This is a genomic window from Clavibacter michiganensis subsp. insidiosus, from assembly GCF_002240565.1.
GTDB classification, from domain to species: domain Bacteria; phylum Actinomycetota; class Actinomycetes; order Actinomycetales; family Microbacteriaceae; genus Clavibacter; species Clavibacter insidiosus.
In genome coordinates, this window is record NZ_MZMO01000001.1 from 1,036,215 (window position 1) to 1,062,294 (window position 26,080).

The window sequence follows — 26,080 nt, forward strand, 5'->3', positions numbered from 1 at the left end:
GGCGGGTGCCGCGCCCCGCCGGGCTCCGCGCCCGCCCGTCGGTAGAGTGAGCGGGATGTCCGAATCCAGCTACGTGCGCCAGCGCGACACCTCCGCGGCCCACGGCCAGACGCGCGACCTCACGTACCCGCCGCTGCCCGAGGCGCTCACGGTCCCCGTCTACGACAACCACACGCACCTCGAGATCGCGGACGGCGAGTCGCCCATCGACTTCACCGAGCACCTCGACCGGGCGAGCTCGGTCGGCGTCCGCGGCGTGATCCAGGTCGGCGGCGACCTCGAGACATCGCGCTGGTCGGCGGAGACCGCGGCGCACGAGCCGCGCATGCTCGCGGCCGTCGCGATCCACCCGAACGAGGCCCCGGCCTACGAGGAGGCGGGCACGCTCGACGACGCCCTGGCCGAGATCCACGAGCTGGCCGGGCGCCCGCGCGTGCGCGCCGTCGGCGAGACCGGCCTCGACTTCTTCCGCACCGGCGAGGAGGGCCGCGCGGCCCAGCAGCGCTCGTTCGAGGAGCACATCCGCATCGCCAAGGAGCGCGGCATCGCCCTCCAGATCCACGACCGCGACGCGCACGACGAGGTCGTCGCCACGCTGCTACGGGTCGGCGCCCCCGAGCGCACCGTCTTCCACTGCTTCTCCGGCGACGAGGACCTCGCCCGGATCTGCGCCGAGAACGGCTGGTACATGTCGTTCTCCGGCACGGTCACCTTCAAGAACGCGGGGGACCTGCGCGAGGCGCTCGCCTTCGCGCCGCGCTCGCTCCTGCTGGTGGAGACGGACGCGCCGTTCCTCACGCCCGTGCCGTTCCGCGGCCGGCCGAACGCGCCGTACCTCATCCCGCACACGCTCCGCGCGATGGCCGCGCACCTCGGCACCGACGTGTCGATGCTCGCCGCGCAGATCTCCTCCAACACCGAGCTTGTCTACGGGCGCTGGGACGACGAGCCCGTCACGTCGCCCGCGAAGGACCCCGCCGAGATCGACCCGGCGGGCCGCGCGTGAGCGACGAGACGGCACCCGCCGCCGCGCCCGCGCCCGCCCCGACGCTCCTCGGCCCCGCGGAGATCCGGGACCTCGCCGAGCTGCTCGGCGTCGCGCCCACGAAGAAGCTCGGCCAGAACTTCGTCATCGACGCCAACACCGTTCGCCGCATCGTCCGCGTCGCGCGCGTCGAGGCCGGCACGCACGTGGTGGAGGTGGGGCCCGGGCTCGGATCCCTCACCCTCGGCCTCCTCGAGACCGGCGCGAGCGTCGTCGCGGTGGAGATCGACGGCCGGCTCGCCGAGCAGCTGCCCGTCACCGTCGCGCTCTTCCAGCCGGACGCCGCGCTCACCGTCGTGCACGAGGACGCGCTCCGCGTCGCCAAGCTGCCGGGGGATCCCACCGCGCTCGTCGCGAACCTCCCGTACAACGTGTCCGTGCCCGTGCTGCTGCACCTGCTCGAGCACTTCCCGGCGATCCGCACGGGCGTCGTCATGGTGCAGGCCGAGGTCGGGCATCGCATCGCCGCGGCGCCCGGATCCAAGGTGTACGGGTCCCCGAGCGTCAAGGCCGCCTGGTACGGCGCGTGGCGCACGGCGGGCCAGGTCAGCCGCCAGGTGTTCTGGCCGGTGCCGAACGTCGACTCCGTGCTCGTCGCCTTCGAGCGGCACGCGGAGCCGTTCGCGTCGGAGTCGCTTCGCGTCCGCACGTTCAAGATCGTCGACGCGGCCTTCCAGCAGCGCCGCAAGATGCTTCGCCAGGCGCTCGCCGAGCTGCTCGGCGGGAGCGAGGCCGCATCCGCGCTCCTCGAGGCCGGAGGGGTCGCCCCCACTTCGCGGGGCGAGCAGCTGAGCGTGCACGACTACCTCCGCGTCGCCCATGCCTGGGCGGATCGCGAGGCGGACGGAGTGCCTCCCAGCCTCCGCTAGGTTGGAGCACATGACCTCCGCGGCCACCAGCTCCGACGTGGTGCACGCGCGGGCCCCGGGGAAGATCAACGTCTCCCTCACGGTGGGCGCCCTCCAGGACGACGGGTACCACGACGTCGCCACGGCGTACCAGGCGGTCAGCCTCTACGAGGACGTGTGGGCCACGAAGGCCGACGGGTTCTCGGTCGAGTTCGGCGGATCCATCGACACGTCGCACCTCACCACCGGCGCCGACAACCTCGCCGTCCGTGCGGCCCGGCTCCTCGCCCGGAGCACCGGCTACCGCGGGGGCGTGCACCTGCGCATCGAGAAGGACGTGCCCATCGCGGGCGGGATGGGCGGCGGATCCGCGGATGCCGCGGCCACCCTCCTCGCCTGCGACACCCTGTGGGGCACCGAGCGCACGCGCGACCAGCTGCTCGCCCTCGGCGCGGAGCTCGGCGCCGACGTTCCGTTCGCGCTCGCGGGCGGCACCGCCATCGGCACGGGCCGCGGCGATCGCCTCAGCCCCGCGCTCGCCAAGGGCACGTTCCAGTGGGTGCTCGCCATCGCCGAGTTCGGCGTCTCCACGCCCGACGTCTACGGCGAGCTCGACAAGCACCGCGAGCGCCACGCGCAGGACATCTTCCCGGCGCAGCAGATCCCGCAGGTCGACTCCGGCGTGCTGCAGGCGCTGCGGGCGGGGGATCCGCACATGCTCGCCGAGGTCCTCCACAACGACCTCCAGGCGCCCGCGCTGCACCTCGCGCCGGGCCTCGGCGAGGTGCTGCAGCTCGGCGAGGAGAACGGCGCGCTCGCGGGCATCGTCTCGGGATCCGGCCCCACGGTCGCGTTCCTCGCGGCGGACCTCGACAGCGCGCTCGAGCTGCAGATCGCGCTGAGCGCCGCCCGCCTTCAGGTGATCCGGGCGACCGGGCCCGTGCACGGAGCCCGCATCATCACGGGCTGACGCGCGGTCCGAGGCGCGACCGGGGCCGACCGGCTAGCTCACGACTCCCGTCGCGCGGAGGTGGCGGATCAGGTCGGCCGGGTCGGCGCACATCGCGTCGAAGATCCGGTGGAGCGTCTCGGTGCGCTCGGCCGGGCCCACCGCGACGCAGGGCTTCCCGAGGCCGAACGCGATGCCGGCCTCCATGTGCGCGGCGGCCCCGGCGGGGAGCACCAGCACGAACCGGTCGGCGGCGCGCAGCGCGGCGAGGTCCTGCTCGAACAGGCGCCGGATCCCCGGGTCGTCGAGGTCGGCATCGTCCGCGCCGCCCGGTGCGGCGAAGGCCGCGGCCTCCGGGTCGTAGGCGGCGCGGATGAAGCACGAGGACCGAGCGCCCACGCCGTCGAGCGCGTCGAGGACGTCGGCGATCGCCTGCCTGTTCCGCCAGCTGCCGGCGACGAAGAAGGTGCTCATGCGGCGACGGTAGCGGGAGTGCTCGAGTCCGAGGTCCCCGGCGGCGGATCTCAGCGGGCCGCGGCGAGGTCGCGGACGATCCGCGCGGCGGCATCGTGGAGCGTGAGCGGCGTCGCGCCGCCCGATGACCGGTGGACGAGCACGGCGCGCATCCCGGCAGCCCGCGCACCCGCGACGTCGGTGACGGGGTGGTCCCCGACCATCCAGCTGTCCCGGGCCGCCCCCGTCAGCCGGAGCGCGGTCGCGAACACGCGCGGATCCGGCTCCTCCATCCCGAGCGACGCGCTCGTGATGGTGCGCATGACAAGGGGAGCGAATCCGAGCGCCTCGACGACGCCGGGCAGCTCCGGGGCGTGGTTGCTCAGGATGACGCTCGGGAGCCCCGCACGCGACACGGTCTCGAGCGCCTCGCGCGCGCCCGGGAGGATCCGCCACGCGTCCGGCCGGTAGTAGACCCGCGGGACCTCCGCCATCGCGCGCTCCGTGATGACGTCCTCGATGCCCACCTCCCGGCACGCGTCCGCGAGGACGGGCGATGCGGCCGCCCACCATGCGGACGGGCTGCGGTGGAGGCCCATGCCGTCCGGTCCCCAGCGCGGGAAGCCGTCGCGGAGCGCTCGGTCGAGGGCGTCGACGTCCACCCGCTGCGTCGGATCGACCGCGAGGACCGCCTCCCGGAGCACGTCCGGCCACATCCCGTCGCGCGCGGCGAGCGTGCCGTCGAAGTCCCAGAACACCATCCGCGTCGCGCCCATCTGCCCACCGTAGGGGGGAGCGTCCCGCGCAGACGGTGCCGCCGCTGTCTGCGCCAGCCCTCCTCCTCGCCGTCTCCGGGCCGTCGATGCCCCCGTAGCCTGGCCGCATGGCGGGGATCGTGTGGTGGGAGGTCGAGACGGCGGAGCCCGAGCGGTTCCAGCGCTTCCACGCGAGCCTGTCCGGCTGGGACTTCGAGCGCGCCTTCGCCGAGACGGGGCTGGGCGCCGACTACTGGATCACCCGCCACGGCGGCGAGGGGATCAGCGGCCTCCAGCGCGCGGCGTCGCCCGTCCGGCCGTCGACGGCGGGCGCGCGCGTGCACCTCGCGGTCGACGACCTCGAGGTCGACGACCTCGCGGTCGACGACCTCGAGGTCGCCCTCGCGCGGGTGGTCGAGCTCGGCGGGACGGTGGAGCGCGCGCGGACGGAGCTCGGCGAGGACGACAGGTGGTTCGGGGTGTTCCGGGATCCGACCGGCGTGTCCTTCGGGCTGTGGACCCGGAATCCGCAGCGGGGCGGCGCACCGGCGCAAGACGGCGCATCGACCGAGGGCCCCGCGTGGCGATCCGAGGAGCCCGCCGCGCCCGATGCCCATGCGGACTCCGATGCCGTCCGCTACGAGTGGCGCGGGCCGTTCGCCAACCGGGAGGTCGACCTCCTGCACGCCGAGGCCTTCGACCATCCGCCGTTCGAGGACGACTGGGCGGACCAGCTCGGCCGGCTCAGCCTCGGCTGGGTGACCGCGCGCGACGACCAGGGCCTCGTCGGGTTCGTGAACGTCATCTGGGACGGCCTCGTGCACGCGTTCGTGGAGGACACCGCCGTCGCGGTCCGCGCGCGACGGCGCGGCATCGGCGTCCGGCTCATCGCGACAGCACGCGAGCACGCGGCGGCGGCGGGCTGCGAGTGGCTGCACGTCGACTTCGAGGACCACCTGCGCGACTTCTACCTCGGCGCCTGCGGCTTCACGCCGACGAGCGCCGGGCTGATCCGGCTCCGCTGAGGGCCGTCCGCGTCAGTCGCGCACCCGCTGCGCGTGGGCGCGGGCCTTCATCCGGTTGCCGCACGTGGCCATGGAGCACCACTTCGCGGTGCCCGGGCGGCTGCGGTCGAGGAGGAAGAGCTCGCACTCGGCGTTGGCGCAGGGGCGGAGGCGGCCGGGCAGGCGGGCGGTGACGGTCGACCAGGCGAGCACGGCGTCCACCGGGAGGCGGTCGTCGTGCGGCACGCGGAGCTCCCAGACCACGCCGTCGGCGGTGACGCGCGGCGTGCGGACGGCGCCGTCGACCACGGCCGCGAGCTCCGCGACCGCGGCGGCGTCTCCCCGGACGACGGCCTGGAGCGCGTCGCGGGCGTGGCGGAGGCGGTCGAGCTCGGCGGCGCTGCCGGTGCCGCCCCAGTCGCGGGCGAGCCGCCGGCCGGATGCGCCGGCGAGGCGGTCCTCGCGCTGCCCGTCGACCACCGGCGCGCTGTTCAGCACGGCCAGCAGCAGCTCCTCGTCCCGGTCCACGGCTCCTCGATCCTCCGCGCACGGGTGGCGCGATGGATCCATGCTACCGTCTCGCTAACCGCCAAAACAACTCAAAGGGGTTAGCCATGGTCACCGTCCACCACCGCACCGTCTCCGTCGACGGCCTCGACGTCTTCTGGCGCGAGGCCGGGCCCACCGACGCACCCGTGCTCCTGCTCCTGCACGGGTACCCGTCGAGCTCGCACATGTTCCGGCACCTGATCCCCGCGCTCGCGGGCCGCTTCCGCGTCATCGCGCCGGACCTCGTCGGGTTCGGCCGCTCGTCCGCGCCGTCCGTCGAGGAGTTCGACTACACGTTCGCCGCGCTCGCCGAGGTGACCGCCCGCTTCCTCGCCGCGATCGGGGTCACCCGCTACGCGATCTACGTTCAGGACTACGGCGCCCCCGTCGGCTGGCGCCTGGCGCTCGCCGACCCGTCCGCGGTCACGGGCGTTGTCTCGCAGAACGGCAACGCCTACGAGGAGGGCTTCGTGCCGGCGTTCTGGGATCCGATCTGGGCCGACGCCGCCGCGCGCACGGACGCCACGCGCGACGCCCTCCGGCCGGCCCTCGCTCGCGCGGCCGTCGAGTGGCAGTACACGCACGGGGTGCCGGATCCGTCGGTCGTGGATCCCGACGCCTGGGAGCACGATCTCGCGCTCCTCGCCCGCCCCGGCCAGGACGACGTGCAGCTCGCGCTCTTCCGCGACTACGCCACCAACCGCGATCTGTACCCGGCGGTGCACGCGTGGCTCCGCGAGTCGCGGGTGCCGGTGCTCGCGATCTGGGGGCGGAACGACGAGATCTTCGCCGCGGCCGGCGCCGCGGCCTTCCGCCGCGACGCACCTGACGCGCGCGTGGAGCTCGTCGACGGCGGGCACTTCCTGCTCGAGTCCCACCTCGACCGCGTGGTCCGGGCCATCGGCGAGTGGCAGGCCGCGGCGTGAGGCGCGGCCGCCCTGATCAGCCGGCGTCGACCCGCTCGTACCGCTCGACGTTCGCGTTCGTCACGTGCCAGTCGTCGGTCTTGGCGAAGCCGCGCGGGGTGAGCGCCTCGGCGACCTCGGGCCGGATGTCCTGCTTGTCGCTCGTGACGAGCCACACCACGTCGGCGCCCTCGACCTCGTTGACTCGGTCTGCCAGCGGGTAGGTCTCCTCCCAGAGGCCGTCGGTGTCGCCGGGCGGCGTGCGCAGCAGGATGTCGTCCATGCCGCGGAAGGCGTCCGGGTACGAGTACGCGACGATGCGCGAGGTCGCCTTCGGGTGGCGGCGGACCGGCCCGAAGATCACGGCCTCGGTCGTGCCGGGCGCCTCCTGCGCGCGCTCCTCGGAGACGATCCGGGCGATGGCTGCCCAGTCGGAGTCGGCCTTCACGGTGGTGGTGCGGTCGTGCACGAGTTGCATCACCGACAGCGCCACGAGCACGGCCGTGACGGCGGCGACGAGCGGCTTCCACCTGAGCGCGAGGATCCCGACCGCCATGAGCATCGCGAACGCGGGCGCCGTGTACGCCATGTAGCGCGGCGAGTAGAGCGGCGACATGAGGGTGGACGCGCCGATGAGCAGCAGCGTCGGCACGACGAACCACACGACGGCGAGCTGCAGGATCGTCGGCGACCACCCCGCGTGCAGGTACGCCGACTCGAACTCGGCGAGGGCGCCCTCCGGCTCGAGGCGCGAGGCGCGGCGGGCGCGGACCAGGCGGATCCCGCGGCGCACCAGCAGCGCGAGGCCCACGAGCGCGAGCGCCCAGGCGAGGAGGCCGAAGACGTCGTTCTGGGAGAAGAGCTGCGTCGAGATCACCTGCGTGATCGTGTTCGGGCCGATGGGCTTGATCCACCCGACCTGGCCCGACTGGTCCGTCACCACGCGCACGAGCGGCAGCGAAAGGAGCCCGGCCGAGATGGAAGCGAGGGCCCAGCCGAGCAGCGACACGACCATGGGCCGGCGGCTGCGGCGGCCGACGCGCGCCGAGGCGATGGCCCACAGGATCACGACGCCGTGCGCGCCGACGAGCAGCGCGAGGTACACGAAGGTGGAGGCGCCGAGCCACGCGAGCAGGCCGTAGAGCGCCCACCATCGGGCCTGCACCTGCCAGCGGGATCCGGCACGGCGGGCCGCGAGCACCAGCACGATCGTGAGCGCCACCGCGATGAGCGTGCCGAGCGCGAACGAGCGTCCCTCGGTGCCCATCCACGCCGAGCGGGGGATCACGACGAAGACCAGCCCGGCGACGATGCCGGTGGCGCGCGTGGAGACCGTGCGGGTGAGCAGCACCACGCCCGCGGCGGCCAGGCCGATGAACACGGCGCTCGGGAAGCGGAGCGACGTGGGCGAGTAGCCGACCAGCTCGAACCACGCCTTCATGCCCGCGTAGTAGAGGCCGTGGACGGCGTCGACCGTGCTGAGCTCGCGGAGGAGGTCGTCCCAGGCGCGCGTGGCCGAGATCACGGTCGCGGCCTCGTCGTACCAGACCGAGGGCGCGCCGGCGAGGGGGAGCGCGAGCAGGAAGCCGAGGAGGCCGATGAGCCAGGCGTCGCCCCAGCGGCGGTGGTGGAAGCGGCCCAGGCCGCCCGCCGGGCGTCCGCCGCGGGTCCCGTCGGCGGGCCGTCGTACGCTGGGACCGGTCGACGCGGATCCGCGTCCGCCGTCCGTACGGAGGTCTGTCATGGGGTCGTCTCTGCCGCTCGTCGATCGGGAGGGCACCGACCCCGGGGGGCGGGGCCTGGGTGGTCCTGGCTCCGGGCAGGATGCGCGCGAACGGCGCGAACGCCACTCCCGGCACCTCGCCCTTCCCGGCATCGGGATGGGGGGTCAGTCCCGCATCGACCAGGCGCGCGTGCTCGTGATCGGCGCGGGCGGCCTCGGTTCCCCCGTGCTGCAGTACCTGGCCGCGGCGGGGATCGGGACCCTGGGAATCGTAGACGACGATGCTGTGGACCTCTCGAACCTCCAGCGCCAGACCATCCACGGCACGCCCGACGTCGGCCGGCCGAAGACCTCGTCAGCCGCGGATTCCGTGCACCGCACCGACCCGGGCATCGAGGTGGTCGAGCACGCCGAGCGCCTCACGAACGACAACGCGATCCGGATCCTCAGCGGATACGACGTGGTCGTCGACGCCACCGACAACTTCGCCACGCGGTACCTCATCAGCGATGCGGCGGCGCTGGTCGGCGTGCCGTGCGTGTGGGGATCCGTGTACCGGTGGGACGCGCAGGTCACCGTCTTCTGGGACGCGGCGCCTGACGGCCGCGGCATCGACTACCGCGACGTCTTCCCCGAGCCGCCGGCGGACGGCGCCGTGCTCTCCTGCGAGGAGGCGGGCGTGTTCGGCGCGGTGTGCGGCACGGTCGGGGCGCTCATGGCGACCGAGGTCATCAAGCTCGTCACCGGCGCGGGGACGCCGCTGCTCGGCCGGGTCGTGGTGCTCGACGCGCTCGCCGGCACCAGCCGCACCATCGGTGTGAAGCGCGCCAAGGGCCGCCAGCGTGTCACGGCGCTCGCCGACTACGACCTGTTCTGCGGCGTGGGCGCGGCCACGGACGGCACCGAGCTCGACGCGGAGGAGGTGGAGTGGATCCTCGCCTCCGACGAGCAGGTCGTGCTCCTCGACGTGCGCGAGCCCGACGAGCGGCTCGTCGACTCCATCCCCGGCCATGTCCCGGTGCCGGTGCGCATCGTCACGGTGGATCCGGGTGCGGTGCCCGGCGCGATCACCGACCGCGTGATCGTCTACTGCGCCTCCGGTGTGCGCTCCCGGGCGGCCGCGGCGGCGCTGCGCGAGGCGGGGCGCGACGCGGTGAGCCTCCGCGGCGGGATCCAGTCGTGGCGGAGCGTGGCGGGGCGGGCGTGAGCTCCGGCGCCCCGACCGACGCCGGCCCGGCCATCCGCCTCGACGACGACGCGTTCCTCGAGCACGTCGCCGACGCGCTGGCCGCGGTGCCGGGCGTGCGGGGCGTGGCCCTCGGCGGATCCCGAGCCCAGGGCGCGAACCGGCCCGACAGTGACTGGGACGTGGCCGTCTACTACCGCGGATCCTTCGACCCCGACGGCCTGCGCGCCCTCGGCTGGCCCGGCGCGCTCAGCCCGCGCGGCGGCTGGGGGCCGGTCTTCGACGGCGGCGGCGCGCTGAACGTCGACGGTCGCACGGTCGACGTCCACTACCGCGACCTCGATGCGATCGAGGCCGTGCACGAGGAGGCGCTCGCCGGGCGCTTCACCCTCGAGACGCTGCTGTTCCACCAGGCGGGCCTGCCCAGCACGATCCTGCTGGCCGAGGTCGGGGTGAACCGCGCCCTCCGCGGCGAGGTGCCCGCGTTCGCGTACCCGCCGACGCTGCGCGCGTCCGCGCCTGGCGTCTGGTGGCAGCGCGCGGAGCTGACGCTGCACTACGCCCGCGAGGGTCACGCCCGCCACGGCCGGGTCGCGCAGTGCGCGGGTCTCCTCTCCGAGGCGGCGTGCTCCGCGGCGCACGCGATCCTCGCCCACCGCGGCGAGTGGGTCACGAACGAGAAGCAGCTCCTCACGCGTGCGGGGCTTCGCGGGATCGATGCGGTCGTGGCGCGCATGGGCACCGAGCCCGCGGAGCTGGTGCGCGCGGTCGACGCGGTCGAGGCGCTGCTGGCGGACGCTGTCCGGCGGGAGGGGATCTCGGGCGGCGGCTGATCCGGGATCAGGGCTGCGGGTCGTCTCCGGCCTCGAGCTCGCCCGGGGCGTCGCCCTTGCCGCGGCGACGTCGCAGAGCACCCGCCGCGAGCTTCAGCTGGAGACCGTCGGCCGCAGCGCGACCGCGACCGAACGCCGCCACCCCGAGGCGGCGGGCCGCGTCCACGCCCTCGGCGCCCTGATCGCGCGCCGAGTCCCAGGTGTCCCCGACCGCGACCAGCCAGGGCCGCGCCTCCAGCGCCGCGCGCTCGTCGGCGACGCCGAGCAGGCCGTTGAACTGCACGACGCCCGTGGCGACCCGATTGCTGGATCCCACGACGGCTCGCGAATCGAACGGGTTCAGCAGCACCTTCGCGTTGGCGGTGCCGGCGGCTGCGTCCATGCGCTCGAGCAGGCGGTCGGTCGTGCGGCCGATCACCGCGAGCCGGTTCTGCCGCACGGTGCGCAGCGCGAGGCGGTGCTCGTCCAGCTCCTGGGGCGACGCATCGAGCACGCGGTCGAGCTCGAGCACGGCGACCGCGTCCTGGAGCTGGAAGCAGCGGGCGAGCACGGCGAGCCACTCGCGCACAGTCGACTCCGCATCCTTCGTCACCCGCACGAGGTCGTCGACCTTGGTCGTCTTCTCCATCTTCTCCGCGAGGGCGTCGAGCTGCCGGAGCGCGTAGCCCTGCGTACGCGCGAGGGTCTGCGTCGTCCCCTGCACCTTCGACCAGGTGATGTCGGAGACGCGGCCGACCTGGGCGCGGATCAGCATGCCCTCGTCGACGACCATCTCGACGCCGATCATGTCGGCGAGCACGGCGTCCTTCTGGCCACGGAGGATGTCGTCGACCTTCGCGTCGATGACGGCGAGGTAGTCGGTGATCTCGTCCATGGCCTGCTCCATGGCGTATTGCGCCATGATCCCGGCGGCGCCGGAGAGGATCGCGGGGTTCGTCAGGTAAGCCCCGGGGCCTCGGACGAACTCGACGATGCCCTTGATCCTGTTGCCGTCCATGATCACTCCGCGCTCGAGAGTGGGGAGCGACCCCTTCATCGCGGCGTGGGTCTTCAACAGTTCCGTCGACTTCTCGGAGAGCTTGACCCAGCGCCCGTGGTTCTCGGCGACGACGGATCCGGCCTGCATCGCCGCCGCCGTCATGCCCGCGACCGGCTTCAGGCGCTCGAGTCGGAGGTCACGCCCCGTCGGCAGCTCGTTCGCCGTGAGGAAGCGCTCCACCGCGGCGGGTTCGCCGATGACGGCCAGGCCGTCGCCGTCGCTGATCAGCTGGACGTCGTCATCCACGGGGGCTCCTCTTCGGGTGGGCCGGGCGTCCCGGTCGGGTACGCGCGAGTCTCCCACCGCCCGGGCCGCCCGTGTCGCCCCCGATCGGGGCACCTCGTCCGCCGTGCCAGGCTCGCGGGATGAGCACCGAGCCCGTCATCGTCCGATCCGACGACCCGCGGGTCGCCCGCCTCCGAGAGGAGGGATGGGTCGTGACCGCCCGGTCATGGGCCGCGCAGCTCGACGCGGCGGACGCGGATCCCGCCGTCCTGCGCGCGCTCGTCGACCGCGTCGCCGGATCCGCCGTGCTGCGCGAGCTGGGCCCGGACGACGCCCGGCCCATCCTCGCGCTCGACGCCGCCACCCTCGCCGACTACCCGGGCGGCCCGGCCACCCGGCACGCGGGCCTCACGGCCGACTCCGCCCGCATCCCGGTGCGCGGCCGCCGCGGCTACGGCGCGTTCGACGCGGGAGGTGAGCTGCTCGCGATGACGTTCGTCGACCTGGATCCCACGGGCCTGGCCGCCGAGACCGACGTGACGGTCGTCGCGGCCGCCCACCGCGGGCGCGGCCTCGGCGCGGCCGTGAAGGCGGCGTCGGTTCTGGGGCTCCTCGAGGCGGGCGTGACATCGTTCCGCACCGGAGGCTCGAGCGAGAACGCGGCGATCATCGCGGCGGGCGCCGCACTCGGCTACCGCGTCGACGAGGAGTGGCTCACGCTCGAGGCGCCCGAGAGCGCCTAACGGACGTGACGACGCGGACGGCCGGCTGGACCGTCCGTCCGCGGCGCGAAGCTGCGGCGGGTCAGGCGCGCGGCGCCCCCGACGTGTCGAACAGGATCCGCGACGCCTCGGCGGCCCGCGCGCTGTCGACAAGTACGTCGTAGCGGCCGGCGGTCAGCGTCTGGACGGAGGCGAAGTCGCGCTGCCCGCGCGTGGCGTAGTGGCCGACGAAGCCGAACAGCGCACCCCAGAGCGCGCCGATGCCGACGGCGACGAGCAGGACGCCGAGCCAGGCGACGCCGGGGGTGAAGATCCCGAACAGCAGGCCCAGCATGAGGCCGAACCAGGCGCCGCCCGCGGCTCCGCGCACCGCGGCGCTGCCGTTGGTGACCCGGCCGGTCACGGTCTCGACCGTGCGGACGTCGTGGCCCACGATCTGCGTCGAGGCGACCGGGAACTCGCGGTCGGACAGCGTGTCGACGGCGGCCTGCGCGTCGGCGTACTCGGTGTAGCTCGCGATCACCTCGCGGGGCGTGGCCGGGACGGCGTGCGCGCGGGGGTCGGTGCTGGGGGTGGACATGGGGTGCTTCCTCTCGGATCGTGCGGTTCGTGCGTGGCGTCCGGATCGGACGATATGGTTTGAGGATACCAACGGTCGGCGAGCACGGAGGGGACCGGGATCGGACGGTGAGCGAGCTCCCAGGCAAAGACGGTGTCGCCGTCGGGGCGGCGATGGAGCGGGCGGTCCTCGCGATCACCCGCTGGGCGACGCGGCCCGACGTGCGCCGGCGCATGCTCGCCGACGAGGGCGAGGCGTTCTCGTCGACCGACACCTGGCTCCTCGCCCACCTCGCCGAGCGCGGGGCGACCCGGATGCGCGTCCTCGCCGCCTGGCAGGGCGTCGACAAGTCGACGATGACGGCGCACGTGCGGCGCCTCGAGGAGCGGGGCCTCGTGCTCCGCGAGCCCGACCCCGACGACCGGCGCGCGGTCCTCGTGCGCCCCACGCCCGACGCCGAGCGCGTGCTCGACCGCAACTCCGCGACGGCCCGCGCCCTCCTCGGCGAGCTCGTGGGGGAGTGGTCGACCCGGGAGCGCTCCGAGCTGACGCGGCTGCTCGGACGGCTCGTCGCGGAGATCGAGACGGAGGGCGGGGGTCGGTGAGCCCGGCCGCTCGACGAATGCTTTCCATCTCGGAAACACTTAGAGTTGCCGACATGGAAACACACGCTCACGACTCCTTGTCCGACCGTCCCGACGCCCCGTTCGACGCCGACGCGATGCGCGCCGCGGCCGACCGGCTCACCGGGCGCCTCCGCGCGCCGTGGTGGTTCCACGCGCTCCGGGGCCTCAGCGTCAGCGCCCTCGTCTTCGGCATCGCGCCCCGCGCCGACTGGGCGCTCGCGGTCCTCGCGATCGGCTTCGTCGGCCTCGTCCTGCTGCCCCGCCTCCGCATGTCCGCGGTCGGCTTCTCGAGCGCCCACCCCGACCGCTGGCGCTTCGTGCGGGATGGCGCACCCTGGTCGGTCGTCTCGCTCGCGGTCGCCACGGCCGGCATCGTCGTCGCGCTCTTCGTCCGGCAGCTCGGGATCCTCGAGGTCGCCGGCATCGCGGCCGGGGCCGCCGTCGTCGTCGCCCTGCTCGGACCGCTCGCCGACCGGGCAGCGCGCCAGCGCCTCCGACGCGGGCTCGCGTAGTGGCCGCGCCAGCGCCGGAGTTCGACGCGGTCATCCACGCCCCGCAGCGGCTGCAGATCTGCGCGCTGCTCGCCCGGGTCGGGGAGACCGAGTTCGGCACCCTCCGGGACGCGCTCGCCGTGTCCGACGCCACCCTCAGCAAGCACCTCAAGACCCTGGCCGAGTCCGCGATCGTCGAGTCCCGTCGCGTGCAGCAGCCGCGCGGCCAGGCCCGCACCTGGGTCGCGCTCACGAAGGACGGCCGCCGTCGGCTGGCCGCGCACTTCGCCTTCCTGCGGGGGCTGGATCCGGGTGCCTCGGCCGACGCGTGACCCGCGGGCCGCGGACCGCGGACCGCGGACCGCGGACCGCGGACCGCGGACCGCGGACCGCGGACCGCGGTTCGCGCGTGAACGTTCACGCTCCAGATGCGCGGCATCCCTTGACCACCCCGCCGCCCGCGCCGTAGCGTCGTCGTGAACGTTCACGCCGACGACGCCGCGAAGGGCCCACCCATGACCGACCCCACCCCGACCACCCCGACCGCACCCGGCTGGGCGGTCCTCGGCCCGGGCGGCATCGCCCGCCGCTTCCTCTCCCAGCTCCCCGCGAGCACGCGCGACGCGCGCCTCGTCGCCGCCGGCAGCTCGAGCGCCGAGCGCGCCGGGTCCTTCGCCGCCGAGGCCGCCGACCACGGCTTCGCCGACGTCACGGGAGGCGACTACGACGCCGTCCTCGCGGATCCGGCCGTCGACGCCGTCTACATCTCGACCGTGCACACGGGCCACGCCGACCTCGTCGTCCGCGCGCTCGAGGCCGGCAAGGCCGTCCTCTGCGAGAAGCCGCTCGCCGTCAACCACGGCACCGCGATGGCGCTCGTCGACGCGGCCCGCGAGGCTGGCCTCCCGCTCGTCGAGGCGTACATGTACCGCTTCCACCCGCAGACCGCGGCGCTCCTCGAGCTGCTGCGCGACGGCGTCATCGGCGAGGTCGCCCACGTCGACGCGTCCTTCTCCTTCCGCACCGGATCCCGCACCGGCCGCCTCTACGACACCGCGACCGCGGGCGGCGGGATCCTCGACGTCGGCGGCTACACCGTCACCGCCGCGGCGGCCGTCGTGCAGGCCGCGACCGGGATCGCCGTGGCCGAGCCGCTCACGCTGGAGGTCGACGGCACCGTCGGGCCGACCGGCGTCGACGAGTGGTCCGTCGCGCGGGTGGCCTACCGCGGCGTGGCCGGGAAGCCGGGCATCACCGCGACCCTCCGCACGGGCGTCGCCCTCGACGAGCCGCGGGCGCTCACGATCCTGGGCTCGAAGGGCCGCATCCACCTCAGCGACCCGTGGACCCTCGGCGACGCGCCCACCATCGAGGTCTCCGTCGTCGGCGAGGAGCCGCGCACGCTCACCTTCACCGGCGCGAAGCCGTACGCGATCGAGGCCGACGCCACGACCGACGCGCTCGCGGCCGGCCGCGGCGAGGCCGCGCAGATGACGCTCGACGAGACGCTCGCCACCGCCCGCACGCTCGACCGCTGGCGCGCCGCGCTCGAGCTGCGCTACCCGTTCGAGGCGGAGGACGCCGACATCCCCACGGTCTCCGGCCGCCCCTTGAGCGTCCGCGACGACAGCCCGATGCTCTACGGCGAGATCCCCGGCGTCGGCAAGCGCATGTCGCGCCTCGTCCTGGGCGTCGACAACCAGCCCGACCTGGCGCTCGCGTCCGCGATCTTCGACCACTTCGTCGAGCAGGGCGGCAACGCCTTCGACACCGGCTACATCTACGGCGGCGGCGTGCTCGAGGGGCGGTTGGGGAAGTGGATCCGGAACCGCGGCATCCGCGAGGACGTGGTCGTCATCACCAAGGGCGCCCACACCCCGCACTGCGATCCCGAGTCGCTCACGCAGCAGCTGCTCGAGAGCCTCGAGCGCCAGGGCACCGACTACGCCGACATCTACCTCATGCACCGCGACAACCTCGAGGTGCCGGTGGGGGAGTTCGTCGACGTGATGGACGAGCACCAGCGCGCCGGGCGGATCCGCTCCTATGGCGTCTCCAACTGGACGCCCGAGCGATTCGACGAGGCGCAGGCGTACGCGAAGGCGAACGGCCGGGCCGGGTTCCAGGCGCTGAGCGACCACTTCGGCCTGGCCGAGGCGTACGACGTGCCGTGGGCGGGATGCGTGCACGTCACGGATCCCGCGTCCAAGGCCTGGCTCGAGGAGCGGCAGGTCCCGCTGCTGCCGTGGTCGTCGCAGGCGCGCGGCTTCTTCACGGGCCGTGCCCGCCCCGACGACCTGAGCGACCCGGAGCTCGTGCGCTGCTACTACGGCGACGACAACTTCGAGCGCCTCCGCCGGGCCGAGGAGCTCGCGGCGGAGCACGGCGTGCAGGCCACGGCCATCGCGCTCGCCTACGTGCTCGCGCAGCCGTTCCCGACGTTCCCGCTGTTCGGGCCGCGCACCATCACGGAGGTGCGCTCCTCGATGCGCGGCCTGTCGATCGAGCTCACCCCGGAGCAGGTGGCGTGGCTGGACCTGCGGGGCTGAGCGGCTCCGGCGCGGCCGGTCGGGAGTCGGCCGGCCGCGCCACCATCCACGACGTCGCGGCCGCCGCCGGGGTATCCCGGCAGACCGTGACGCGCGCGATGAACGGCATGCCGGGCATCAGCGAGGAGACGAAGCGGCGCGTGCTCGACGCCGCGGATCAGCTCGCGTACCGGCCGTCGTGGTTCGGGCGCGGGCTCGTGACGGGCGGGGACCACCAGCTCGGCCTCGTCGTCGACGACCTGCGCAACCCGTGGTCGCCCGAGCTCGCGGCCGCGGTCGTGCGCATCGCGGCCGCCCGCGGCTGGAACGTCTCGCTCGCCGACGTCGGCCTCGCCGCCGACTCCGACCGCATGGTGGAGGCGCTCGGCGCGCAGACCGACGCGGTGATCGGGACCCTCGGTTCGCGAGCCGCGGAGTGGATCGCGCGGCTCGGCTCGGTGCCGGTCGTCGAGCTGGATCCGCGCGGCGACCCCCTGCGCGCCGCCGTGCAGCTGGATCCCTCGGAGGCGATCGACGCCCTCGCCGACCACCTCGAGGCGGTCGGCGTGCGCCACCCGGTCGTGCTCGACGCGGCGGTCGCCGCGGGTCCCAGCCCGCGCGCCGCCCTGCTCGTGCGCGCGTTCGAGGCGCGGTCGATGGAGGTGTCCGTCGTGCGCGCGTCCGCGCCCACCGCAGAGGCGGCCGCCGTCGCGACCGAGCGCGTCGTGGCCCGCCCGCGCGCGGCCGACGCGATCGTGGCCTTCAACGACGTGTGCGCCCTCGGCGTCCTCTCCGCGTGCCGCCGCGCGGGCGTCGACGTGCCGGGCGACGTGCGCGTGGTCGGCATCGACGGCCTCTCGCTCGGCCGCCTGCTCGCGCCGACCCTCACGACGCTCGCGGTGGACCTCGACGAGCTCGCCCGCCACGCGCTCGACCTCGCGGTCGCGATGATCGCGGGCGACCTGCCGCGCTCGGGTCCCGAGGTGATCCGCACGGTGCGGCACCAGCTGGTGGTGCGCGAGTCGGCGTGACCCGCGCTCCTGGCTGACGGAAGCATTGTTCGCATAGAATGCGAACATGCTCATCACGGTGGATCCGGCGGCGAAGGCCTCGCTCGCCGAGCAGGTGGCCACGCAGATCCGCTACGCGATAGCGCGCGGCGAGCTCGCGAGCGGGGAACGGCTGCCGTCGGCGCGCGACCTCGCCGCGGCCGTCGACGTGAACATGCACACGGTGCTCCGCGCGTATGCGAGCCTCCAGGCGGACGGGCTGATCGAGCTGCGGCGCGGTCGCGGCGCGACGGTGATCCGCTCGGGCAACGCCTCGTTCGACCGGCTCCGCACGCTCGTCGAGGAGCTGCGCGCGCAGGCGGACACCCTCGAGGTGCCGCTCGACGACCTCCTCACCATGATCAAGGGAGCACGATGACCACCACAGCACCCTCGCCCCTGCCGACCGGCGCGCGCGTCGCGGTCGTCGCCCCCGCTGCGGTCATCGCCCTGGTGCTCGCCGTCGCGGCCGTGCTGCTCGCGCCGACGCTCCCCGGCCGGATCGCCGTGCACTTCGCCGCCGACGGGACGCCCGACGGATGGGGCTCGCCCTGGGTGATGCTCACGGTCGCGCTGGGTCTCGCGGTCGTGGCCGTGGCGCTGGCCGTCGCCGCCCTGCGAGCGCGGGACCGGCGCACGGCGGCCACGGTGGTCCTCGTCGCCAACCTCGTGGCGGGCATCCTCGCCACGGGCTGGATCGCGGTCGCCGCGTCCGCCGCCGTCGGCGACGGCACCTTCCCCGTCGGGTGGAGCGTCTTGCTGTTGGGCGTGGGGGCGCTGGCGGCCGCGATCCCCGTGGCCGTCCTCGTCCGCGCCGCGGGGCCCGTCCCCGCGAACGACGTGACGCCGCTCGAGGTCCCCGCCACGGCGCGGGTCGCCTGGCGTGGGCGCACCGGCAGCGGGTGGTTCGCGGGCATCGGCGCGGCCGTCGTGGTGCTCGGTCTCGTGGCCGCGGCCAGCGCTCCAGCGGGGGATGCCGGCACCGCCGCGCTCACCGGGATCCCGCTGGTCGTGGCCGGGCTCGCCATGCTCGCCCTCGCCCGCGTCGACGTCACGGTCGACCGGCGCGGGTTCCGGGTCGTGTCGGCGTGGACGCGGATCCCGATCATGCGCGTGCCCCTCGCCCGCATCGAGTCGGCCGGCTGGGAGGACGTGTCCCCGGGGCAGTGGGGCGGATGGGGCCTCCGCGTCTCGGGCCGCGGCCTCGCCTACGTCACGCGCTCCGGTCCCGGCCTCGTCGTGCGGCTGAGCGGCGGCCGCGCGCGCCTGGTCACCGTTGCGGACGCGGATCGCGGGGCCGCGGTCCTCGGCGCTCTGCTCGCCGCGCGTCGCGCCAGCTGAGCCGATCGCCGTCCGGGCCTGTCGCGCGATGACCCGCGTGGCTAGCGTGGCCCCGACGGCGCGCGACGAGGCCGCCGTCGGAGCCGAGGAGCACCCATGCCGCGCATCACCCCCACCCTCTGGTTCGGCGAGGAGATCGAGGAGGCGGCGCGGTTCTACGTCGACCTGTTCCCCGGCTCGCGGATCACCGACACCTCGCGCTACCCGGACGACTTCCCGGATCCCGCGCTGCGCGGCACGGCCCTCGTGGTCGACCTCGAGCTCGACGGCCAGCCGTACCGCCTGCTGAACGGCGGACCCGGCATGCAGGCGAGCGAGGCGGTGTCGCTGTCGATCTCCGCGGGCGACCAGGAGGAGGTCGACCGCTACTGGGACGCCTTCGCCGCGGACGGCGGGACCGAGGGCCGGTGCGGCTGGGTGCGCGACCGCTGGGGCTTCTGGTGGCAGGTCGTCCCGGAGGCGATGGCGTCGACGATCGGCGGGCCCGACCCCGCGGGCGCCGCGCGCGCCATGGCCGCGATGATGGGCATGGGCCGGCTCGTCGTCGCCGAGCTGCAGGCCGCGTACGACGGGCGCTGACGGAGCTGGCGCCCACCAGCTGCCCGGGCACCCGCGTCCGACGCTCGCGCGTCGGGAGGCCGCCGGGTGCGGCGCCGCGCCGTCAGGTCCCGGCGCGCTCCGACAGCAGCAGGAGGAGCAGCGACCCGAGCGCGACCACGGCGATCAGCCCCATGAGGCAGGCGAAGGCGAGGTTCCGGATGCGCGCCGCCCGCACCGTCGCGGCGACGACGAGCATGGCGAGGTAGAGGAGCGCCGTCGCGGTGATCCCGGCCAGCGGGATCGCCGTCTCCGGCCGGAGCGCCGCGACGAGCAGCCCGACGGTGAGGCCCGCCATCAGCCCCGCGGGGACGAGCCACTGGCGGCGGCGCCCGGTGCGGATCGCGGGCTGGTCGCGGACGCGGGTGGGTTCGGGTTCGGCGGGCATGCCCCACCCTCGCGCTCCCGGGCGCTCCTGCCTACCGGCGGGATCACGTGCGGGAGGCTCCGGGTTCAGCCGCCGGAGAACGGCGGCAGCACGTCCACCGCGCTGCCCGCGGTCAGGGGAGCATCGCGGTCGGTCGTCGCGACGCCCTCGACGAGGTAGGTGCAGCGGGCGAGGACGGCGGACGCGTTCGCCGGATCCGCGGTCGCGGCGGCTCGGGATCCGAGCGCGTCCATCAGGTCGCCGAGCGTCGCGGGATCCGGCAGGTCGACCTCGTCGGTCGTGCGGCCGAGCGCGGCGGCGGCGGCGGCGAAGAGCTCCACGGGGACGATCACGTCAGCCCCCGATCGCGCTCATCGAGCGGGCGGGCTGGATGAAGTCGGCGTCGTCCATGCCGTGGCCCTTCGGCTTCGCCCACATGGCGCCGCGCCAGAGGTCGGCGATCTCCTGGTCGGACGCGCCCGAGCGGAGGGGCGCGAGCAGGTCGGTCTCGGTGTGCGAGAACAGGCAGCTGCGCACGCCGCCCGTCGCGGTGAGGCGCGTGCGGCGGCAGTCGGCGCAGAACGGCTCGGTGACGCTCGCGATGACGCCGACGCGGCCGAGCATCGCCGTGCCGGCCCCGCTCTCGCGGGAGTGCACGCGCCAGAGCTCGGCGGGGGATCCGTCGCGCGGCTCCTCGTCGGGCACCAGCGTGAAGCGCTCCGACAGGCGCGCGCGGATCTCGGCGGCCGTGATCATCTCGTCCCGGTCCCACGCGTGGTCGGCGTCGAGCGGCATCTGCTCGATGAAGCGCAGCTGGTGGCCGCCCGCGACGGCCCACTCGAGGAGGTCCGCCGCCTGGTCGTCGTTGACGCCGCGCACGAGCACGGCGTTGATCTTGATGGGCGCGAGCCCCGCGGCCGCGGCAGCGTCGATGCCGTCGAGCACGCGGTCGAGGAACGGCCGGCGCGTGATCAGCCGGAACGTCTCCGCGTGCACGGAGTCGAGCGACACGTTGATCCGGTCGAGCCCCGCGTCCTTCAGCGCCTGCGCTCGGGAGGACAGGCCGATCGCGTTGGTCGTGAGCGAGATCTCGGGCCGGTCGGGGAGCGCCGCGCAGGCCGCGATGATCTCGATGAGGTCGCGGCGCAGCAGCGGCTCGCCGCCCGTGAAGCGCACCTGCCGGACGCCGAGGTCGCGCGTCCCGATGCGCACGAGCCGCTCGATCTCGGCGAGCTGCAGCGCTTGCCGGTCGGGCGTGAAGGGGAGGCCCTCGGCCGGCATGCAGTAGGTGCAGCGCAGGTTGCAGCGGTCGGTGAGGGAGATGCGGAGGTCGGTCGCGCGGCGGCCGAAGGGGTCGAGGAGCGCCGGATCGTCGGGCCGGGCGGGGCCCGGAGCGGCGGCGGGACGCGGCATCGCCGGCATCCCCAGCGAGGTGCTCATGCGTCCAGGCTACGCGCGCGCCGGGGCGCGGCCGACGCGGAGCGGATCATGCCGGCCCGTGCGCGCCGCACCTGCGGTCCCTAGGATCGTCGCATGACGCAGAAGAGGGACCGCACGCCGATGGGCGCCGCGGATGCCGAGCAGCCCGTCACCGCCGCACCCGCCTCCGGACCCTTCCGCTATCGCGTGAGCGAGGCCGCGGCGCTCCTCGGCGTGAGCGACGACACCCTCCGCCGCTGGGCCGACGCCGGCCGGCTCGACCTCGCGCGCGGCGAGGGCCGGCTGAACCAGGTCGACGGCGCGCAGCTCGCCCACCTCGCGACGGAGCTCGCGGCCGACGGCACGCTCGCGGCGAGCGGCGGCGCCCGGCGCCCGACCTCCTCGGCGCGGAACCGGATGCCCGGCATCGTCACGCGCGTCGTGCGCGACGGGGTCATGGCGCAGGTCGAGATCCAGGCGGGGCCGTTCCGGATGGTGTCCCTCATCAGCCGCGAGGCCGCCGACGAGCTCGGGCTCGAGGTGGGCGCGCCCGCCGCCGCGACCGTGAAGGCCACCAACGTGGGCGTCGAGCTGCTCGCGCCCGAGACCCTGACGGGCGGCCGGGCGTGATGCGCCGGGGACCTCGGGCGGCGACCCGCGCGCGCGTGGCCGTCGTCGGCGCCCTCGCGGCCGGGCTCCTGGCCGGGTGCGCTACGGGCGGATCCGTGCCCGCCGGCGTCCCCGATCCCGCCCCCGATGCCCTCGCCGGCACCCTCGTCGTGCAGGCCGCCGCGTCGCTCACCGGCAGCATGGACGAGGTCGCCCGCGACTTCGAGAGCGCGCATCCGGGCGTGACGGTCACGGTGTCGTACGGCGGCAGCTCGACGCTCGCGCAGCAGATCGTGCAGGGCGCGCCCGCCGACGTGTTCGCGTCCGCGTCCGACGCGACGATGAAGACGGTCGTCGACGCGGGAGAGACGGCCGCGGATCCGCGCGTGTTCGCCCGCAACGCGCTCGAGATCGCGGTGCCGCCCGGCAACCCCGGCCGCATCGCCGGCCACGCGGACTTCGCCGACCCCGCCCGCACGCTCGCCCTCTGCGCGCCCGAGGTGCCGTGCGGGGCCGCCGCGGCGCAGGCGTTCCAGGAGGCGGGCGTCACGCCGCAGCCGGACTCGCTCGAGCAGGACGTGCGCGCCGCCCTCACGCGCGTCGAGCTCGGCGAGGTGGACGCGGCCGTCGTCTACGAGACGGACGTGCGGGCCGCGGGCGACCGGGTCGAGGGCGTGCCGCTGCCGGACGAGGAGAACGTCACGACCGACGCCGTCGTGGCGCCGCTCGCCGGATCCGCCTCGCCCGCCCTCGCCGCCGCGTTCGCCGAGTACGTGGCCGGCGACGACGCCCGCGCCGTCTTCCAGGCGGCGGGGTTCCGTGCCCCCTGAGCCGCGCGCCGACCGCAGCCGCATCCGCACGCGCGTCCACGCGGGCGAGCGCGCCGACCGCGTCCCCGCCCTCCTCTGGATACCCGCCGGGGTCGCCCTGGCGTTCCTCGTGCTGCCGCTCGCGGCCCTCGTGGTGCGCGCGCCGTGGGCGACGCTGGGGGAGCGGCTCGCGGATCCCGGCATCGCCCGCGACCTCGGCCTCTCGCTCGGCAGCGCGCTCGCCGCGACCGCCCTCAGCCTCGTGCTCGGGGTGCCGCTCGCGTTCGTGCTGTCGCGCTCGGCGGGCCGACCGCCCGTGGTGCAGCGGATCCTCCGCGCGCTCGTGACCGTGCCGCTCGTGCTGCCGCCCGTGATCGGCGGCGTGGCCCTGCTGCTCCTGCTCGGGCGCCGCGGGCTGATCGGCGGACCGCTCGAGGCGCTGACGGGGATCACCATCCCCTTCACGACGTCCGCCGTGGTGATCGCCGAGACCTTCGTGGCCATGCCGTTCCTCGTGCTCGCGGTGGAGGGGGCGCTGCGCGGCGCCGACCGCCGCTTCGAGGACGCGGCCGCGACGCTCGGCGCGAGCCGCTGGACCGTGCTCCGCCGGGTGACCCTCCCGCTCGTCGCGCCCGGGATCGGCGCGGGCGCGGTGCTGTGCTTCGCCCGCGCGCTCGGCGAGTTCGGGGCGACGCTCACGTTCGCGGGCAGCTTCCCGGGCGTGACGCAGACCGTGCCGCTGTCGGCGTACCTGGCGCTGCAGACGGATCCGGACGCCGCCGTCGTGCTGAGCCTCGTGCTGCTCGCCGTGTCGGTGGTCGTGCTCGTGAGCCTGCGCGACAGGTGGGCCTCGGGGGTGCACGCGTGAGCGCCTCAGCGGGCCGCGGGACGGCGGCCGATGGGCTGGACGCGCGGGTCGTCGTCGAGCGCGCCGTGTTCCGCCTCGACGTCGGGCTGCGCGTGCCGGCCGGATCCACGACCGCGGTCGTCGGGCCGAACGGCGCGGGCAAGTCGACGCTGCTCCGGGCGCTCGCCGGGCTCGCGCCGCTCACGGCGGGACGCGTCGCGCTCGACGGCCGGGTGCTCGAGGATCCGGACGGGAGCGCCGCGCGGATCCCCGCCGAGCGCCGCGGCATCGGCGTCGTCTTCCAGGACCACCTGCTCTTCCCGCACCTGTCCGCCCTCCAGAACGTCGCGTTCGGGCCGCGGGCGCACGGCGTCGCGCGCGCGGTCGCGGAGGAGCGGGCGCGTGCCCTGCTCGACCGGCTCGGCATCGCGCACCTCGCCGACCGCCGGCCCGCGCGCCTGTCCGGCGGGCAGTCGCAGCGCATCGCGCTCGCCCGTGCCCTCGTGCTCGAGCCGGCGCTCCTCCTCCTCGACGAGCCGATGGCGGCGCTCGACGCGGGCACGCGGCTCGATGTGCGCGAGCTCCTCGCCGACGAGCTCCGGCGGTTCGGCGGCGCGGCCGTGCTCGTGACGCACGATCCCGTCGACGCGCTGGCGCTGGCCGACCGGATCCACGTGCTCGAGGACGGCCGCCCGGTGCAGGAGGGCGCGCCGGCCGAGGTGGCCCTGCGGCCCGCGACGGCCTACGTGGCGCGGCTCGTGGGGATGAACCGGCTGACGGGGCATGGCGCCGACGGGCGGCCGGTCGTGGTCCTCGCGGCGCCGGCCGACGTGCGGCTCTCCCGGGAGCGCGACGGCGAACCCGCGTCCGCGTCCGCGCCCGCCGCCGGTCACGTCGCGACCGGCGAGGTCCGCCGGATCGAGGGCGTCGCGGGCCGGATCCGCGTGACCCTGCGCCTCGTCCCGAGCGACCCGTCGGGGCTCGCGGGCGACGTCACCGCCGAGCCCGACGCCGCGTCCTTCGCCGCGCTCCGGCCGGTCGCGGGCGAGCGCCTCACCGTGCGGATCCCGCCCCGGAGCTGATCAGCCGGCGTCGGGCCCGTCCACGGGCATGCGCTCGGGCACGCGATCCCGGCCGAGCCGCCGCCGCACCCGGGCCGGCACGAGCCGCGCGCGCCCGTCCGGCCCGAGGCGCACGAGCGAGCCGGCCACCACGATCACGAGCGCCACGACGAGCGCGATCTGCCACGCCCACAGGTCCGGCGCGAAGAGCCGCAGCGCGAGCGCGGCCACCACCGCGAACCACTCGCCGCGGCCGGTCATCGCGATGAACGGGATGAGCAGCAGCGCGTACCAGGGGTAGCGCGGGCTCACGGCGAGGAGCGTCACGCCGATCATCACGACCTGGCCGAGCCACGGATCCGCCGGATCGGTCCTCCACCAGACGAGGCCCGCGGTGACCGCGAGGATCAGCGCGACCGCGACCAGCCCGTACTGCCCGGGCACGACGAGCTCCACGAGCGGGAACCGCCCGCCGTCGTCGTAGCCCTCCTCCTGCAGGTAGCCGGGCAGGTAGCCGAGCACCGCGATCCCGGTGCTGAGCACGTACGGCACGTAGAGCAGGGCGAACGTGACGACGGCCGCGGTGATCACCTTCCACGGCTGCTTCCGGAGCAGCGCCGGCGCCGCGATCACCGGGATGAGCTTGGTCGCGATGGCCGCGCCGAGCGCGATGCCGCCGCGCCACCGCATCCCCCCGGCGACGAGGAGCGACGCCGCGAGCGCCAGCAGGGCCCCGAGCGCGTCGACGTGGGAGTTCGTGACCACCTCGCTCGCGACGAGCGGGCACCACGCCCAGAGCGCCGCCCACCACACGGGCCTGCCGCGCTTCCGCAGCGCGCGGAGGAGCAGGAGCGTCACGGCCGTCATCATCAGGAGCCCGGCGGCCTGGAACGCCCAGTACTCGGCCGTCACGGGGACGACCGCGCGCACGCCCGCGAAGAACAGCTCGGCCATCGGCGGGTAGATCGTGGGCACCTTGGGCCGGTTGAGGGCCGTGCACATCGGCTCGTGCGTCTCCTCCTCGCGCACGCCCATGATCCGCTTCCCCTCGCAGGTGGCGGCCCCGTCGGATCCCACGACGGTCTTCGGGTAGAGCCAGTCGGGCCGGAGGTCGCGCAGCTCGGGGTCGGCCGGCGTGTACCGGTAGGGCGACTCGCCCGCGTTCTGCACGATGCCGTCCCACGCGTATCGCGCGGAGTCGGTGCTGGTGTTCGGCGGTCCGGCCATGGCGGCGGCCCCGAGGCCCACCGATCCGAGGATGATGAGCGCAGCGGCGGATCGGGCCGGCAGCTTCCGCACCAGGAGGACCGCCGCTCCGAACACCACCCAGATGACGACCACGAGCCAGAACAGCGGCGCGGCACCCTCGCGACGGAAGAACGCCTCGTCGTCGGCATCGCCGAACAGATCGAACGCGACCACCGACCACCCGGTGAGCGCGGCCATGACGGCGAGGACGAGGGCGGTGAGGGCGGTGCGCACACTCCATCATGGCGGCGCGCGGCTCGACGACCGCCGACCGGCCCCGACCCGCCGTCTCC

Annotated in this window: 30 protein-coding genes; 20 read left to right on the forward strand and 10 right to left on the reverse strand. The window is 75.1% G+C overall.

What is annotated here, in order from left to right; all coding sequences use genetic code 11:
• The first annotated feature begins 55 nt into the window (after nucleotides 1–55).
• The 3 genes from B5P21_RS05215 to B5P21_RS05225 are packed head-to-tail and all read left to right on the forward strand — an operon-like array spanning nucleotide 56 to nucleotide 2,863.
• Entirely contained in the window at nucleotides 56–1,006 is a 951-nt protein-coding gene (locus B5P21_RS05215) for a TatD family hydrolase (protein WP_045528950.1), read from the forward strand.
• Nucleotides 1,003–1,914, forward strand: coding sequence for a 16S rRNA (adenine(1518)-N(6)/adenine(1519)-N(6))-dimethyltransferase RsmA (gene rsmA, locus B5P21_RS05220; RefSeq protein ID WP_094170864.1), 912 nt, complete (start codon nucleotides 1,003–1,005; stop codon nucleotides 1,912–1,914). Before B5P21_RS05215 ends, rsmA begins: the two co-directional genes overlap by 4 nt.
• Nucleotides 1,915–1,924: 10 nt before the next feature.
• Complete coding sequence (locus tag B5P21_RS05225; protein WP_045528947.1) at nucleotides 1,925–2,863, forward strand: 4-(cytidine 5'-diphospho)-2-C-methyl-D-erythritol kinase; 939 nt, start codon at nucleotides 1,925–1,927, stop codon at nucleotides 2,861–2,863.
• Between the two features lie 33 nt (nucleotides 2,864–2,896).
• Here B5P21_RS05225 and B5P21_RS05230 read toward each other — a convergent pair whose 3' ends face one another.
• Complete coding sequence (locus B5P21_RS05230; protein ID WP_052663219.1) at nucleotides 2,897–3,316, reverse strand: hypothetical protein; 420 nt, start codon at nucleotides 3,314–3,316, stop codon at nucleotides 2,897–2,899.
• 50 nt (nucleotides 3,317–3,366) lie between these two features.
• Nucleotides 3,367–4,071 (reverse strand): HAD family hydrolase, encoded by a 705-nt coding sequence (locus B5P21_RS05235; protein WP_052663218.1) that lies wholly within the window; start codon nucleotides 4,069–4,071, stop codon nucleotides 3,367–3,369.
• Between the two features lie 107 nt (nucleotides 4,072–4,178).
• On the opposite strand from B5P21_RS05235, the gene B5P21_RS05240 reads away from it, so the two are divergent.
• Nucleotides 4,179–5,075: a GNAT family N-acetyltransferase gene (locus tag B5P21_RS05240; RefSeq protein ID WP_094170865.1), complete on the forward strand. Its 897-nt coding sequence runs from the start codon at nucleotides 4,179–4,181 to the stop codon at nucleotides 5,073–5,075.
• A 12-nt stretch (nucleotides 5,076–5,087) separates the two neighbouring features.
• On the opposite strand, the gene B5P21_RS05245 is transcribed toward B5P21_RS05240, so the two are convergent.
• Nucleotides 5,088–5,582, reverse strand: a complete 495-nt coding sequence (locus B5P21_RS05245; protein ID WP_080939324.1) for a CGNR zinc finger domain-containing protein — start codon at nucleotides 5,580–5,582, stop codon at nucleotides 5,088–5,090.
• 86 nt (nucleotides 5,583–5,668) lie between these two features.
• Between B5P21_RS05245 and B5P21_RS05250 the strand changes: the two genes are divergently transcribed.
• Nucleotides 5,669–6,529, forward strand: a complete 861-nt coding sequence (locus tag B5P21_RS05250) for an alpha/beta fold hydrolase (protein WP_045528943.1) — start codon at nucleotides 5,669–5,671, stop codon at nucleotides 6,527–6,529.
• Between the two features lie 16 nt (nucleotides 6,530–6,545).
• On the opposite strand, the gene B5P21_RS05255 is transcribed toward B5P21_RS05250, so the two are convergent.
• Nucleotides 6,546–8,252 carry a glycosyltransferase family 39 protein gene (locus tag B5P21_RS05255; protein WP_045528941.1) on the reverse strand — a complete coding sequence of 569 codons (1,707 nt, stop codon included), beginning with the start codon at nucleotides 8,250–8,252 and terminating at the stop codon, nucleotides 6,546–6,548.
• On the opposite strand from B5P21_RS05255, the gene B5P21_RS05260 reads away from it, so the two are divergent.
• Together B5P21_RS05260 and B5P21_RS05265 are read left to right on the forward strand one after the other, a co-directional pair.
• On the forward strand, nucleotides 8,251–9,438 hold the full coding sequence (locus B5P21_RS05260; RefSeq protein ID WP_045528939.1) for a ThiF family adenylyltransferase: 1,188 nt from the start codon (nucleotides 8,251–8,253) through the stop codon (nucleotides 9,436–9,438). The two genes, B5P21_RS05255 and B5P21_RS05260, sit on opposite strands and share 2 nt — an antisense overlap.
• Nucleotides 9,435–10,250, forward strand: a complete 816-nt coding sequence (locus B5P21_RS05265) for a nucleotidyltransferase domain-containing protein (protein WP_201775075.1) — start codon at nucleotides 9,435–9,437, stop codon at nucleotides 10,248–10,250. Before B5P21_RS05260 ends, B5P21_RS05265 begins: the two co-directional genes overlap by 4 nt.
• 7 nt (nucleotides 10,251–10,257) lie before the next feature.
• Here B5P21_RS05265 and B5P21_RS05270 read toward each other — a convergent pair whose 3' ends face one another.
• The gene (locus B5P21_RS05270; RefSeq protein ID WP_045528937.1) at nucleotides 10,258–11,535 is read right to left on the reverse strand and encodes a hypothetical protein; all 1,278 of its coding nucleotides are present in this window, start codon (nucleotides 11,533–11,535) and stop codon (nucleotides 10,258–10,260) included.
• Between the two features lie 119 nt (nucleotides 11,536–11,654).
• Here B5P21_RS05270 and B5P21_RS05275 point away from each other — a divergent pair, with 119 nt between their 5' ends.
• A complete protein-coding gene (locus B5P21_RS05275) occupies nucleotides 11,655–12,257 on the forward strand; it encodes an acetyltransferase (protein ID WP_045528935.1) in 603 nt (200 codons plus the stop codon).
• 61 nt (nucleotides 12,258–12,318) lie between these two features.
• Here B5P21_RS05275 and B5P21_RS05280 read toward each other — a convergent pair whose 3' ends face one another.
• Nucleotides 12,319–12,816: a YflT domain-containing protein gene (locus B5P21_RS05280; protein ID WP_045528933.1), complete on the reverse strand. Its 498-nt coding sequence runs from the start codon at nucleotides 12,814–12,816 to the stop codon at nucleotides 12,319–12,321.
• 107 nt (nucleotides 12,817–12,923) lie between these two features.
• Here B5P21_RS05280 and B5P21_RS05285 point away from each other — a divergent pair, with 107 nt between their 5' ends.
• The 8 genes from B5P21_RS05285 (at nucleotide 12,924) to B5P21_RS05320 (ending at nucleotide 19,409) form a co-directional block, all read left to right on the forward strand.
• The gene (locus tag B5P21_RS05285) at nucleotides 12,924–13,400 is read left to right on the forward strand and encodes a MarR family winged helix-turn-helix transcriptional regulator (RefSeq protein WP_094170866.1); all 477 of its coding nucleotides are present in this window, start codon (nucleotides 12,924–12,926) and stop codon (nucleotides 13,398–13,400) included.
• A 53-nt stretch (nucleotides 13,401–13,453) separates the two neighbouring features.
• Nucleotides 13,454–13,933, forward strand: a complete 480-nt coding sequence (locus tag B5P21_RS05290; protein WP_133064167.1) for a hypothetical protein — start codon at nucleotides 13,454–13,456, stop codon at nucleotides 13,931–13,933.
• On the forward strand, nucleotides 13,933–14,244 hold the full coding sequence (locus B5P21_RS05295; RefSeq protein ID WP_045528925.1) for a transcriptional regulator: 312 nt from the start codon (nucleotides 13,933–13,935) through the stop codon (nucleotides 14,242–14,244). Before B5P21_RS05290 ends, B5P21_RS05295 begins: the two co-directional genes overlap by 1 nt.
• 183 nt (nucleotides 14,245–14,427) lie before the next feature.
• Nucleotides 14,428–16,461 (forward strand): aldo/keto reductase, encoded by a 2,034-nt coding sequence (locus tag B5P21_RS05300; protein WP_094170868.1) that lies wholly within the window; start codon nucleotides 14,428–14,430, stop codon nucleotides 16,459–16,461.
• Nucleotides 16,440–17,471 carry a LacI family DNA-binding transcriptional regulator gene (locus B5P21_RS05305; protein ID WP_094170869.1) on the forward strand — a complete coding sequence of 344 codons (1,032 nt, stop codon included), beginning with the start codon at nucleotides 16,440–16,442 and terminating at the stop codon, nucleotides 17,469–17,471. The genes B5P21_RS05300 and B5P21_RS05305 overlap by 22 nt, the downstream gene beginning before the upstream one ends.
• A gap of 46 nt (nucleotides 17,472–17,517) precedes the next feature.
• Complete coding sequence (locus B5P21_RS05310; protein ID WP_045528920.1) at nucleotides 17,518–17,868, forward strand: GntR family transcriptional regulator; 351 nt, start codon at nucleotides 17,518–17,520, stop codon at nucleotides 17,866–17,868.
• Nucleotides 17,865–18,830, forward strand: a complete 966-nt coding sequence (locus B5P21_RS05315) for a DUF1648 domain-containing protein (RefSeq protein ID WP_045528918.1) — start codon at nucleotides 17,865–17,867, stop codon at nucleotides 18,828–18,830. The genes B5P21_RS05310 and B5P21_RS05315 overlap by 4 nt, the downstream gene beginning before the upstream one ends.
• A gap of 96 nt (nucleotides 18,831–18,926) precedes the next feature.
• On the forward strand, nucleotides 18,927–19,409 hold the full coding sequence (locus tag B5P21_RS05320; protein ID WP_094170870.1) for a VOC family protein: 483 nt from the start codon (nucleotides 18,927–18,929) through the stop codon (nucleotides 19,407–19,409).
• Between the two features lie 82 nt (nucleotides 19,410–19,491).
• Here the strand turns inward: B5P21_RS05320 and B5P21_RS05325 are convergent, their stop codons facing one another.
• The 3 genes from B5P21_RS05325 to moaA all read right to left on the reverse strand — a co-directional run bounded on the left by B5P21_RS05325 (nucleotide 19,492) and on the right by moaA (nucleotide 21,234).
• Nucleotides 19,492–19,815, reverse strand: a complete 324-nt coding sequence (locus B5P21_RS05325; RefSeq protein ID WP_045528916.1) for a hypothetical protein — start codon at nucleotides 19,813–19,815, stop codon at nucleotides 19,492–19,494.
• A gap of 65 nt (nucleotides 19,816–19,880) precedes the next feature.
• A complete protein-coding gene (locus B5P21_RS05330) occupies nucleotides 19,881–20,147 on the reverse strand; it encodes a MoaD/ThiS family protein (protein WP_045528915.1) in 267 nt (88 codons plus the stop codon).
• 1 nt (nucleotide 20,148) lies between these two features.
• Nucleotides 20,149–21,234, reverse strand: coding sequence for a GTP 3',8-cyclase MoaA (gene moaA / locus B5P21_RS05335; RefSeq protein WP_373455977.1), 1,086 nt, complete (start codon nucleotides 21,232–21,234; stop codon nucleotides 20,149–20,151).
• A 93-nt stretch (nucleotides 21,235–21,327) separates the two neighbouring features.
• Between moaA and B5P21_RS05340 the strand changes: the two genes are divergently transcribed.
• The 4 genes from B5P21_RS05340 to B5P21_RS05355 are packed head-to-tail and all read left to right on the forward strand — an operon-like array spanning nucleotide 21,328 to nucleotide 24,560.
• Nucleotides 21,328–21,843: a TOBE domain-containing protein gene (locus tag B5P21_RS05340; protein ID WP_045528914.1), complete on the forward strand. Its 516-nt coding sequence runs from the start codon at nucleotides 21,328–21,330 to the stop codon at nucleotides 21,841–21,843.
• A gap of 35 nt (nucleotides 21,844–21,878) precedes the next feature.
• Nucleotides 21,879–22,652: a molybdate ABC transporter substrate-binding protein gene (gene modA, locus B5P21_RS05345; RefSeq protein ID WP_345703636.1), complete on the forward strand. Its 774-nt coding sequence runs from the start codon at nucleotides 21,879–21,881 to the stop codon at nucleotides 22,650–22,652.
• Complete coding sequence (locus B5P21_RS05350) at nucleotides 22,642–23,499, forward strand: ABC transporter permease (RefSeq protein WP_373455978.1); 858 nt, start codon at nucleotides 22,642–22,644, stop codon at nucleotides 23,497–23,499. The genes modA and B5P21_RS05350 overlap by 11 nt, the downstream gene beginning before the upstream one ends.
• Complete coding sequence (locus tag B5P21_RS05355) at nucleotides 23,496–24,560, forward strand: ABC transporter ATP-binding protein (protein ID WP_094171398.1); 1,065 nt, start codon at nucleotides 23,496–23,498, stop codon at nucleotides 24,558–24,560. Before B5P21_RS05350 ends, B5P21_RS05355 begins: the two co-directional genes overlap by 4 nt.
• Here the strand turns inward: B5P21_RS05355 and B5P21_RS05360 are convergent, their stop codons facing one another.
• Nucleotides 24,561–26,021: a glycosyltransferase family 87 protein gene (locus B5P21_RS05360; protein ID WP_094170872.1), complete on the reverse strand. Its 1,461-nt coding sequence runs from the start codon at nucleotides 26,019–26,021 to the stop codon at nucleotides 24,561–24,563.
• Nucleotides 26,022–26,080: the final 59 nt, after the last annotated feature.